We start from the raw sequence: 11,582 nt of genomic DNA, 5'->3' as shown, positions 1-11,582 counted from the left end.
CATTTTTGCCAGAAAGCGCTCTTTGCGGGTGGTTCTGCGTTTATGGACAAACTCACTGTCTGCGAAACTAAGCTGGCTCATGGACAGAAACTCAAGCTGGAAGCGATGGGAGTATTATCTCATGGCTAGGGACTTAATCGCACCTTCCTTAGTCGTACAGTCGGCTGACTTCCTCGGCAATAATGGCGATTCCTTTCTCCACCGTCCGGTTGTCACGGGTATAGGTGACCCGTAGGCACTGGTGTTTGTGGGGCCACTGGTCGTCAATGCCCGGGAAGAAATAATGGCCGGATACCACCAGTACATCCCTGGCCTTAAGGCGCTCATAGAGTTCCAGGCTGGAGATGGGCAGGTCTTCAAACCAGAGCCAGAGGAACATGGCCCCTTCCGGTTTGTGCACATGCCAGGGAATATCTCCAAACTGTCGTTTGAGGCAGTCAACGGCAAACTGCGCTTTTTCCTGATAATAAGGGCGAATGGTGTTGTTACACAGGGGGTTAATGCTGTCGTCCCTGATCATATCCAGGGCCAGCAGGCTGCCGGTACTGTTGGGCGCCAGATTCATGATGGCATTGATACCGGACAGTGCCCGGATGACTTGCTCATTGGCAATCACAATGCCGGTGCGGGTAGCCGGCAGCCCAAGCTTGGAAAGGCTCAGGCAGAGAATGGTGTGCTCATTCCAGCAGGGAGTGGCTTCGGTAAAAATCAGTTTTGGAAAGGGTGTCCCATAGGCACCGTCTATGATCATGGGAATATTGTTTTCCAGGGCCAGGCTATCCAGTTTTTCGATTTCGTAATCGGTCAGGACATTGCCGGTGGGGTTGGTGGGACGGGATACGCACAGAGCCCCGGTGCTTTCGTCCACCACCAGCTCCCGGAAATTGACATGGTATTTAAAGGTATGGGCGTCAATGTGTTCGATTTCCGGCTTGTTGGCCAGGAAAAAGTCCTCGCTCAGCCCTGAGTCCGCGTAACCGATATACTCCGGAGCCAGGGGGAGCTGAATCCGTTTATGGCTGCCATCGCCATATTGCCCGGCAAACATATTGAACAGCATGAAGAAGGCGGCCTGGCTGCCATTGGTGAGGGCTATATTGCGTTCAGTGAGCTGCCAGCCAAACTGGCGGTTCAGGTAACCGGCCATTTCCCGGACAAAATCTTTTTCCCCTTGGGGCGGGTCATAGGTGCCTACCAGGCGGGTGAACTCGGCCTGGTTGTCAGTGATTTTGCGCAGCCGATGTCGGAAGATAGCTTCCACTTCCGGGATATGGGCGGGGTTGCCACCGCCCATCATGATTTTTTCCTGGCCATCGGCGAGGGCGTTTCCCAGGTCATCCATGAGGGAGAGGATGCCGGAATGGCTGGTGAATTTTTCGCCAAAGGCAGAAAGCTTCATGCTGACCTCAGTGTTGTCATATAGGGCGTGGTTCAGGGGTGATGCGTCATTATTAGTAGTGTCTGGTGGGTGTTATATAACGCACTGGTGCTGGTGTCTACAGCCGAAAAAATGAGGGGCTTGAATTCAACGGTTTTATTCTCTGGATAATCATGAAATAAGCATGGTCCAACTCCTCCTGCGGGGGCTGTTAAGAAAGAGCAGGCCTCATGATCTCAGGCTTAATTAAGCAAATGCCAGGGTAACAGCTTTTGTTCATGGTTAATCATTAGGCGTTACATTGGCCTGGGTCATCATTATGTGAAGTTTGTTCATTTTCTCTTGAGGCGCCGTTTATTTATCAAGAATAATCAGGGGGAGTTTTTCCATATTATCTGGTCTGCAGTGAAAGCTGACAGCCTGGGATGGGGGGGGGGGATGGTGCAATGAAAATCAGTAAGTTGTTGTGCAATGTAGGACTGACCTTGCTTATGTTATGGCCGCTGCAAGTGATGGGGCAGGAGAGTGAGCAATCTGTGAAAGAGCTGAAGGTGTTTCAGTTTAATATCTGGCAGGAGGGGACAGAAGTAAAGGGAGGGTATGATGCAATTATTGATGAAATTATTCGTTCAGATGCAGATTTAATTGCATTGAGTGAGGTGAGAAATTATTGGTTCAGAGATCTTCACACACGGTTGATTGAATCTCTACAGGAAAAAGGGTATCGCTATTATGGCGAAAAAAGCACGGATACAGGCTTGCTTTCACGTTACCCTATTATAGAGCAGACAGCTCTGTACCCTGTAAGGTTTAACCATGGCTCAATCACAAAGGCATTGATTGATGTCCAAGGTCAGACGGTGGCATTTTATTCTGCGCATCTGGACTGGAAAAACTGCAGTTTATACTTGCCCAGAGGTTATCACAGCAGCAGCTGGCGTCGGTTGGAAGAGCCCGTTGTTGATATTGATGAGATTCTCAGGGATAACGCAAAGTCTAAACGGGGTGAAGCCATTGAGGCATTTATATCGGATGCCCAAGAGGAGAGAAATAAAGGCCACCTGGTGATATTGGGGGGAGATTTGAATGAACCTTCTCATCTGGACTGGGTAGCCAGTACTCAAAACCTATATGATCATCAGGGGCTGATTATTCCCTGGCCAACCACTCTTAGCCTGGAGGAGGCCGGGTTTCAGGATGCTTACCGTGAGCAGTATCCCAACCCACTGACTCACCCGGGCTTTACATTTCCTTCTGATAATCCGGCGGTGAAAACGGGCAAGCTTGCCTGGGCTCCAAGGGCGGATGAGCGGGATCGAATCGATTTTATTTTCTACGACCCTTCTCAGGGGTTGTCCCTTAAGGATATTGTCATCATCGGACCCAGCCGTTCTATCGTGAGGAATGAACGTGTTGAGGAGGAGGGAGAAGACCGGTTTGTACCTCCTTTGAACATTTGGCCAACGGACCACAAAGCGCTTTTAGCTACTTTTTCAATGTTGGCCGCGGTTGACTCAGAATAAGTCAAATGTACTATTGTCCAGAGCCTGTTGTTTGGCAATGCTGAATGACAGGCCCTCCAAAATACCATTGATTGCCTTTATGGCCCGATGTATCTCAGGATCACGCTGCTTTAGTGTTATTTTGCAGTGCGTTGCATGCGCTGGTGGCGGGGTTTCACTTCTCTGACTCTATTTGAAATATAACCTTCACTGGAGAAGGGTGACTATTATAATCATGCATAGACTCGATGTGCTTTTATAAGTTGATACTTATGTCCCTTCAATCCTTTCTCCAATCCTGCAAGGAGGCCAGTATCCGGGATTCGGCCGCTTCAGAGATTGAACAAATACTGAAGATGAGCCTGGGTCCGTCACAGGAGAAAATGAACTGGTTTCCTGAGCCCAGTAAAGGGGAGGTTATTCCTCTGTGTGAGACAGAACGCCTTACCCTTCTCTATGCCTGCTGGCCTCCGGGTTTTGAAACCCTACCCCACAACCACATGCTGTGGTCAGTGATTTCTGTGTTTCAGGGCATTGAACGACAGGTCTTGTTTTCCAGGGAGGGAGCTAAAATAAAAGCCGTTGAAACCCTGGAGCTTCAGGCCGGTCAGGTGAAGTTTTTTCCTGCATCGATGATCCATAAGGTCAGTAACCCCTGCCATGATTTTACCCTGGCAATTCATGCTTACGGTGGGAAGCTGTCATCACAGCCCCGCAGCCAGTGGAACCCGGTTTCTCTGGACCAGGAGTGTCCCTTTGACCGGGAGGCTTCCATGAGGCAACTGCAGGAGGTAAACCGCAGGCTGGGGATGACTTGAGGCGGGGTGTGCAAGGTTTTATTCAATTCCTGCTGGTCAAATGGCTCAGGGTAGGTACAATGCGCAATTGTTTCTTTGTGTAAAGTGTTTTCTCAAAAAACACAGAGAACTGGAAGCAAACAAGCAGAAGTAAATGAGCATAAAGAGCGCCTACGGATCAGGCGCACAAGGCAACAATAAAAAAGCAAAACGCGGCGCCGGAGAACCTGGCGGCTTACAGGAGCAACCATGAAAAAAATAACAGCTCTGCTGGCTTTTCTGCTGGCGTTCAGTACCAGTCTTGTGGCGTCTACCAACGATCTGTGGAAAGCGTCTACCCTCAATCAGATTATGGATCGGAAAGTCCTGCGGGTGGGCCTGGACGCCGGTTATATGCCTTTTGAAATGACCAACAAGCAGGGAAAAATCGTTGGTTTTGATGTGGATATCGCCCGTCAGATGGCGAAATCCATGGGGGTCAAGCTGGAGATTGTCAATACCGCCTGGGATGGCATTATTCCAGCACTGGTGACCGATAAGTTCGATATCATCATGTCCGGCATGACCCTGACGGCGGAGCGGAATCTGCAGATTAACTTTGCGGAGCCGTATATTGTCATCGGGCAGAGCGTGCTGGTTCGCAAGGGCCTGGAAAATGAAATCAAGTCCTACAAAGATCTGAATGATTCAAAATATACCCTGGTGTCAAAACTGGGTACCACCGGTGACCTGGCCGCCAAGCGCTACCTGAGCAAAGCCAAACTGCGTCTGTTTGAAACGGAATCAGAAGGGGCCATGGAAGTGGTGAATGGCAAAGCCGATGCCTTTATCTATGACCTGCCGTTTAATGCCGTCTACTCCAGCCAGAGCCCTGGCAAGCTGGTTCACCTCAGTGAGCCTTTCACCTATGAACCTCTGGCCTGGGGCGTGCGAAAAGGCGACCCGGATTTTGTCAACTGGTTGAATAACTTTATGCGTCAGATCCGTGGCGATGGTACCTATGACAAGATCTATGCCAAGTGGTTCGAAAGTTCCGAGTGGCAGAAGACGCTGAAGTAAGCGGACTGTGAATCCGAGTAAACCCGCAAAAGGCCGACCTTTGCAAATGGAAAAGCAGCCCAGCCAGGTTCTGTGGAACCTGGTATTTGCTGCACTATTGCTGCTGTTGGGTCTGGGTATCTACAAGTCCAGTTAATCGATTGACTATATCTGGCGCTGGGAGCGTATTCCCCAGTACATTGTTTACCAGGCACGGGATGAACTTCGCGCCGCATTTGATGGCACCGTTGAGCAAAACGACCAGGGCCAGTTACTTCTGGTGAATGATCTGGATGACAGTGAGCAGTTACTGATCACAGGCTTTCAGGAGTTAACCGTTGGCGATGGCGATCTGATTTTTGAAGGGGATCTTCTGGCTGTTAATTACCAGTGGCAACCCGGCCCCATCAGCAAAGGTCTCTGGATGACCATCAAGCTGTCTCTGGCCTCTATTGTCTTTGCCATTGCTCTGGGCGTCCTGGCAGGGCTGGCCCGGATATCCCCCAACCCGGCCTTGAGAAACTTTTCCATTCTCTATGTGGAACTGATCCGGGGGACCCCCCTTCTGGTTCAGATTTTCATCGTCTATTTCTTTATCGGCACGGTACTGGACCTGGATCGGTTTACCGCGGGAGTGGTGGCCCTTTCAGTATTTACCGGTGCTTATGTGGCGGAAATTATCCGGGCCGGGATTGAGTCCATCAGCCGTGGGCAGATGGAAGCGGGAAGAAGCCTTGGGATGAGCCGCAGTATGACCCTGCGCTACATTATTCTTCCCCAGGCATTTAAACGGGTTTTGCCGCCACTGGCCGGTCAGTTTATCAATCTGATCAAGGACTCCTCCCTGGTGTCGGTGATCTCCCTGACGGATCTGACCAAGGCGGGCCGGGAAGTGGTGAGCGTTACCTTCAGTCCTTTTGAGGTGTGGTTCAGCGTGGCGCTGCTCTATCTGCTCCTGACCGGTGTGCTGTCGTACGTGGTCCGTCGTTTGGAGGTGAAGTATGCGGTTAGAGACTGAAGCCATTATCCAGGCCAGTGGCGTGGAAAAGGTGTATCCCAATGGGGTTCATGCTTTGAAAAAGGTGTACCAGACCATTCATGAAGGTGAGGTGGTGGTGGTCATCGGCCCCAGTGGCTCCGGAAAATCCACCTTTCTCAGAACCCTGAATCAGCTGGAAACCATTAACGATGGGGAAATCATTGTTGACGGGATTTCCCTTACCACTGAGGGCGATGTGAATAAGTTGAGGGAAGAGGTGGGGATGGTGTTCCAGTCCTTCAACCTGTTTCCCCATCTGTCGGTGATGGACAATATCTGCCTGGCACCCATGAAGGTTCGGGGTTTGTCCAGAACCGAGGCGGTTGATCGCGCAAAAACACTGCTGCTGAAGGTGGGGCTTTCTGACAAGGCGGACAGTTATCCTCCCCAGCTTTCTGGCGGTCAGCAGCAGCGGGTGGCCATTGCCAGAGCGCTGGCTATGCGCCCGAGGATCATGCTGTTTGATGAACCCACCAGTGCCCTGGACCCGGAAATGGTGGGGGAAGTGCTGGATGTGATGAAACAGCTGGCCAGTGAGGGCATGACCATGGTGGTGGTCACTCACGAGATGGGGTTTGCCCGGGAAGTGGCGGACCGTGTCCTGTTTATGGACGATGGTGAGCTACTGGTGGATGCTGAACCCGATGCCTTCTTTGACCAGCCGGAGAATGAGCGGTTAAGAACGTTTCTGAATCAGGTGATTTGATGATCTACGGATTATGCCGGAACTTGGTTGGAGAGTATTGAGTTCTTTATAACGGAACTGCTTGATCAGGAGGGAGCAGCGCTGGCTCTGACGGCCAGGCTGCTTGTTATTCAAAGGGTCTGGTAAGGAAAGGTTTAATGACAAAAAGTACAATAAAGTATTGGAATCCTTTGGCGGAAATAAACAGCACAAAATGGAATTCTGTTACTGGGCTTGAAGGGCTTGCAGAAGAGTTAACTTTAAGTATTGATTCTGAGAGTGGAGAATATACCCGACTTACGAGATTTCATGCTGGAGCAGATACCGCCATATTTGGAGGAAAAAGCCATGATTACCCTGAAGAAATCTTTATAGTGAGTGGTCGGCTATATGATGCTGCATTTGATATGTGGCTTGAGCAAGGGCACTATGCGAGCAGGCATCCAGGAGAAACTCATGGGCCTTTCAAATCCGATGACGGCTGTATTGTTCTTGAGGTGTCCTTCTCAAACAAGGTAGAAGAAGAAAAGTGAACATCATCAGGTGAAGACAAGTAATGGAATTTTTTACAGCTGTTTTGCTTTTTTCAGCATCAACAACGGTTACTCCAGGCCCCAATAATGTGATGATCATGGCGTCTGGAGTAAATCATGGAGTAAAGAAAAGCCTGCCTCATCTGATGGGGATTTGTTTCGGGTTTCCAGCAATGGTGGTAGCAGTTGGCCTTGGCTTTGGCGTTGTTTTTGAAAAAATGCCCGTTTTGCATGAGGTCATAAAAGTAATCGGTGTTCTTTACCTTGTATATTTGGCTTTCCTTATTGCAACCGCCTCTGCGAGCTCTCTGGAAAACGAGGAGAGCAAGCCATTTAGTTTTTTGCAAGCAGCGATATTTCAGTGGGTTAATCCGAAAGCATGGATAATGGCAACTGGAGCAATTGCAGCATATACAACAGTGAACTCTAATGTATACATGCAGGTTCTATTCATCGCTCTAGCTTTTTTTGTTGTAGCGTTTCCTGCTGTTGGTGTTTGGTTGGTTTTTGGGGCAAATCTGAAAAGGATACTCAAGAAGCCTGAGCACCAGAGAAGGTTTAACATTAGCATGGCGATACTGCTGTTGGCTTCAGTTGCACCAATAGTTCAGGAATTAGCAATAGAGTACGTGGTCTAGCGCAAAAATCCAGCGGGCACTTTTGGCCCGCTTTCTTAAATGGTGTCAATCACGTCACTTAGAGGAAGAAGTCCGTTGTTTCACGGCCCATCACCACGCCACCAAAGTTCCGGGCGTATTTGGCGGGCTGATTGGCCACATGGGTGCGTCCGGTCTGGATATCCCGGAACACCTGGTTGATTTTGTGGCTGTTGAAAATGCCTGCAGACCCGCAGTGCAGATAAAGCTCGGTAATGGCATCGGCACAGCGGGAACCCACCACGGCGGAGTCATAACGCATCTTGACCCGCTCCTCAATGTCCAGGGGCGCTTCATTGTCTGCCCGGTCGCAGAGAATATCGAAGTTATTGAACAGAATGGTCTTCAGGTCACTGATCACCATCATGGCATTGGCCGCCGCCGCCTGGGCACCTGGATCCTCAATGACCGCTTTACCGTCATGAAGGGCGATCCGCTTGCGGTTGAATTCAACAAAGTCATCCACGGCCCCTTTCAAGGCACCAATGGCAGAAGAGGATACGGCACGGACAAAGATCTGGCCAAAGGGAAGGCGGAACAGAGGCGCCGTGTTGACGGCATTGCCGGGGCTGTTCTGCATAAACCCGTCCAGAGAGCGGTGGGTGCGGTACTCAGGGACGAATTTGTCCTTGACCACAACGTCGTGGGAACCCGTGGCCTGAAGACCCAGAGTATCCCAGTTATCCTGAATCTCATAATCTTCACGGGGGACCAGGAAGGTTCGATAGTCCGGTGCTTCTCCTTCGTTTTTAGGCGGTACAATGGCGCCCAGGAAGGCCCACTCACAATGTTTGGAGCCGGAAGAAAAGCCCCATTTGCCACTGAGTTTGAAGCCGCCTTCCACGTGCTCAACCTTACCCACGGGCATATAGGAGGAAGAGATCAGGACACTGGTGTCGTCTCCCCAGACATCCTGGGCCGCACGGTCATCAAACAAAGCCAGCTGCCAGTTATGGATGGCCACCACACCCAGTACCCAGGCTGAGGACATGCAGCCTTCCGCCAGGGTCATCTGGACTTCAAAAAAATCGTGGGGCTTGAGTTCATAGCCGCCCCATTTGGCAGGCTGGAGAATGCGGAAAAACCCTGCTTCCTGGAAGTCGGCAATGGTCTCCTCATGAAGGTAACCATTGCTGGCGGCTTCCTGGCTGCGCTTTTTGAGGACGGGCACCAGCTCACGGGCGCGATCGTACAGTTGTTGCCGAATCTGATCTTGGTTACTCATTCTTATTATCTCCAGAGTTCACCCATTACCGCTATCACTCTGGATTGAAACAGGCTGGCTTGTGCTTCACATACTCTAAATGGACCATTGGGGGGGGGTAGACATACTGTTTTGACCTACCCAACCTCAACGATCATAAAGACACCCGGGAAATCGCTATCCAGCTCCACACCTGCAGCCAGCTGATCGACCCTGCCCAGGGCATGATCATCTGGGACGATATCGCCCTGCATTATGAGAAAAGCAGCCCACAGAGCACCGGTTGATTGAACGGTTGAGGGAAGGCTACCAGCAACGCCTGTTAATGGGGTATTCCATCTGAGGGCATCATGCAGACAGCAATCCTGCTCATGCAATAAACGACAGAATATTAACACTGATACAGGTCAATACCAGTCAGTCTGACCTATAGGATCATCCGCTGGTTTTTCAGGTGGATAAGCCGATGTCATTTGTAGCCTATATGAGCATTAAAGGAGAACGGCAGGGGCTGATTGCCTCGGGCGCTTCTTCAGAATCCTCTATGGGGGCCAAATGGCAGGAACACCACGAGAATGAAATTCTGGTCTATGGCTATTCGGGAGAGATTTTAAACGCCGGTGGAAAGCGGGAGCATCAGCCACTGGTGATCCTGAAAGAGACGGATAAAACTACGCCCCTGTTACTGACCGCCTGTGCCACCGGTGAGCATCTCACTGAATGTAACCTCAAGCTTTATCGCATCAACATCAAAGGTGAATTTGAGCACTATTACACCATTGTCCTCAGGGGTGCGGTGGTGTGCTCCATGGTAACCCGCTCTTCCGATTGCCGTGGGCAGGAAGAGACGGTGGCTCAGGGGAATGAGGAGAGAGTCGGGTTCCGATACCGTAAAATTGAATGCCGACATGAAGCAGCGGGCACCTTTGCTTCCGACACTTGGGGTGAGAGCGGCATTGCCGAGACAAAGCCACAGGCAGGGCTAACTGCCCAAACATCGTCTTCCAACAAAAAATCATCAACCGGGAGTTACCCGGTTTCTGCTGAGGCGGTTGACCAACAGGCCATCAGGAGCCAGAAACAGAAAAGTGACCATCGGGCATTGGAAACCCTGAGAACGGCTGGTTCATACACTCGCCCGGTGGATACCTCCAGTCAGTCGTCATATCCCGCCTCCCGGTTCCATGTGGAAACCCAGGGCATTGAGCATGTTGACCTGGCAGTGCTCAGCTACGAAGAAGCCGTAGAGTTTGCAGAGAACAAATGGCTGGAACTGAACGGTAAAGACAACCTGGGTGATGCCAAAAAATTCTGGGATCTGGGCAATGGTTCCCGGGATGCCGTGTCTCTGGCAAAAGCTCTGGGCGGCTTAGGCGTAATGGCCTATGAGAAGGATGGAAAGATTATTCTCAAGGGGTACAAACAGCACTTGAAAACCCTGGTAAAGGGCAACCGCTGGAATGCCAATAATCCCCAGATGGTGCAATTGGGGCTTGGCAAGGTCAATATGGCCAGGAAGCTTATCAAAGGCACCATTTTCGTAGATATTGCCTTTGCCGCCGTTGTTAATGCGATTGATACGGTGTTTGATGAAGAGAAAAACGGGGTGGATTTTGTTGGTCGAACGGGGATTGATATTACCAAGGGGCTGATTGCGATGGGGGTAGGAGCTGGAGCAGGTGTCCTCGCAATGTTAGCCATGTCTGGCATGGTTTTAGTAGGAGGGGTTGTGTTTGCAGCTATTTCCTTTGGAGTGAGCATAGGTCTAGATGCAATGGATAATCACTATGAAATTACAGATAAATTAGTGCAAAAATGGAAAGAGGCCGCAGAAAATGCTAATGAAGATTAAATTAATACTCTTATTTTGTGCCCTCTTTTTTTTGGTGTCTGGACTAGGCTCTGCTTACTTTTTTATCACAGAAGTAGAAGCCCTCCTGAACCCGTTAACTGAAAGGGTTCGGCTGATTGGTTACTTGAACTACCTGGCACTATTTGGTCTTATTCCCATATCAATCTCCTTAATTTTTGCATCAGTTTATAGCCTTGTTACGGATACTAAAATAGACCCTTATAGCGGGGTGGGAAAAGCGGTCACTTATAGTTTTTTTTGTGGAACGCTGCTGTTTGTTTTACTTGGACTGGCAGGAAGGGTGTATAAAGGCATAAGGGTTGATGACGCTGGATATGTCAAATGTGTAAAAGAGTCTCGAACGTCATCCAAAAGCAGCTGGAGGGTTTATGCAAAGTCGATGGATCTGTGCAAAGACTCATCGGGTATAGCTGGAGGCTAGAAGAGACATAGGGAATGCCGTAGCTCCCAGTCTAGCGTCAGTTGGAAGGGATTGGTGATTTTCTTTGGAATGAGCATAGGTATAGAGGCAATAGATAACCACTATGAAATATCAGGTGAAATAGTGCAAAAATGGAAGTATGCGGCCAGTTATGAATACCAAGAGTAAATTGGTTTATTTGTCCAGCATCATTTTCTTTACTGCTTTCGGTTGGGCCGGCTTTTACTTTTTATCCCATGAAATCAGCGTTATCTTTAGGAGTTACCCACGAATTGTGGACACCCCGCTAAGTTAGATTACAGTCTAACTGGGAGGTGTATCATGAGCCGATATAGAAACCCTGCTTATACCGAAGAGTTCCGAAAAGAAGCTGTTCGTCTGGCAGGCTTACCAGACCACAAAGCTTCTGCTGTTGCTGAACAGCTCGGTATCAGCGTACAGCAGATCTACAATTGG

12 protein-coding genes are annotated in these 11,582 nt (G+C 49.9%); 10 read left to right on the top strand and 2 right to left on the bottom strand.

The features are described from left to right. Positions 1 to 148 precede the first annotated feature (148 nt). On the bottom strand, positions 149 to 1,399 hold the full coding sequence (locus tag ACNRUY_RS24000) for a valine--pyruvate transaminase (protein WP_488114201.1): 1,251 nt from the start codon (positions 1,397 to 1,399) through the stop codon (positions 149 to 151). Between the two features lie 425 nt (positions 1,400 to 1,824). Here ACNRUY_RS24000 and ACNRUY_RS23995 point away from each other — a divergent pair, with 425 nt between their 5' ends. The 7 genes from ACNRUY_RS23995 (at position 1,825) to ACNRUY_RS23965 (ending at position 7,610) form a co-directional block, all read left to right on the top strand. Continuing rightward, positions 1,825 to 2,901: an endonuclease/exonuclease/phosphatase family protein gene (locus ACNRUY_RS23995; protein WP_488114200.1), complete on the top strand. Its 1,077-nt coding sequence runs from the start codon at positions 1,825 to 1,827 to the stop codon at positions 2,899 to 2,901. Positions 2,902 to 3,152: 251 nt separating this feature from the next. Then, complete coding sequence (locus ACNRUY_RS23990) at positions 3,153 to 3,698, top strand: hypothetical protein (protein WP_488114199.1); 546 nt, start codon at positions 3,153 to 3,155, stop codon at positions 3,696 to 3,698. A gap of 228 nt (positions 3,699 to 3,926) precedes the next feature. Continuing rightward, positions 3,927 to 4,736: a transporter substrate-binding domain-containing protein gene (locus ACNRUY_RS23985; RefSeq protein WP_488114198.1), complete on the top strand. Its 810-nt coding sequence runs from the start codon at positions 3,927 to 3,929 to the stop codon at positions 4,734 to 4,736. A gap of 259 nt (positions 4,737 to 4,995) precedes the next feature. Continuing rightward, positions 4,996 to 5,733: an amino acid ABC transporter permease gene (locus ACNRUY_RS23980; RefSeq protein WP_488114197.1), complete on the top strand. Its 738-nt coding sequence runs from the start codon at positions 4,996 to 4,998 to the stop codon at positions 5,731 to 5,733. After that, positions 5,717 to 6,460, top strand: a complete 744-nt coding sequence (locus tag ACNRUY_RS23975; protein ID WP_488114196.1) for an amino acid ABC transporter ATP-binding protein — start codon at positions 5,717 to 5,719, stop codon at positions 6,458 to 6,460. Before ACNRUY_RS23980 ends, ACNRUY_RS23975 begins: the two co-directional genes overlap by 17 nt. A 137-nt stretch (positions 6,461 to 6,597) precedes the next feature. Further along, positions 6,598 to 6,972 (top strand): cupin domain-containing protein, encoded by a 375-nt coding sequence (locus ACNRUY_RS23970; protein WP_488114195.1) that lies wholly within the window; start codon positions 6,598 to 6,600, stop codon positions 6,970 to 6,972. A gap of 23 nt (positions 6,973 to 6,995) precedes the next feature. After that, a complete protein-coding gene (locus ACNRUY_RS23965) occupies positions 6,996 to 7,610 on the top strand; it encodes a LysE family translocator (RefSeq protein WP_488114194.1) in 615 nt (204 codons plus the stop codon). Positions 7,611 to 7,668: 58 nt separating this feature from the next. Here ACNRUY_RS23965 and ACNRUY_RS23960 read toward each other — a convergent pair whose 3' ends face one another. After that, on the bottom strand, positions 7,669 to 8,853 hold the full coding sequence (locus ACNRUY_RS23960) for an acyl-CoA dehydrogenase family protein (protein ID WP_488114193.1): 1,185 nt from the start codon (positions 8,851 to 8,853) through the stop codon (positions 7,669 to 7,671). Positions 8,854 to 9,298: 445 nt separating this feature from the next. Between ACNRUY_RS23960 and ACNRUY_RS23955 the strand changes: the two genes are divergently transcribed. The 3 genes from ACNRUY_RS23955 to ACNRUY_RS23945 form a co-directional block, all read left to right on the top strand. Beyond that, positions 9,299 to 10,684 (top strand): Hcp family type VI secretion system effector, encoded by a 1,386-nt coding sequence (locus tag ACNRUY_RS23955; RefSeq protein ID WP_488114192.1) that lies wholly within the window; start codon positions 9,299 to 9,301, stop codon positions 10,682 to 10,684. Continuing rightward, a complete protein-coding gene (locus tag ACNRUY_RS23950; protein ID WP_488114191.1) occupies positions 10,674 to 11,126 on the top strand; it encodes a DUF1240 domain-containing protein in 453 nt (150 codons plus the stop codon). The genes ACNRUY_RS23955 and ACNRUY_RS23950 overlap by 11 nt, the downstream gene beginning before the upstream one ends. A 321-nt stretch (positions 11,127 to 11,447) precedes the next feature. Continuing rightward, the coding region (locus ACNRUY_RS23945; protein WP_488112090.1) for a transposase at positions 11,448 to 11,582 on the top strand (135 nt) is incomplete at its 3' end.

The organism is Endozoicomonas sp. Z74, assembly GCF_057680865.1.
The sequence above is the reverse complement of the archived record's forward strand: the minus strand, read 5'-3'. Positions and strand labels throughout refer to the sequence as shown.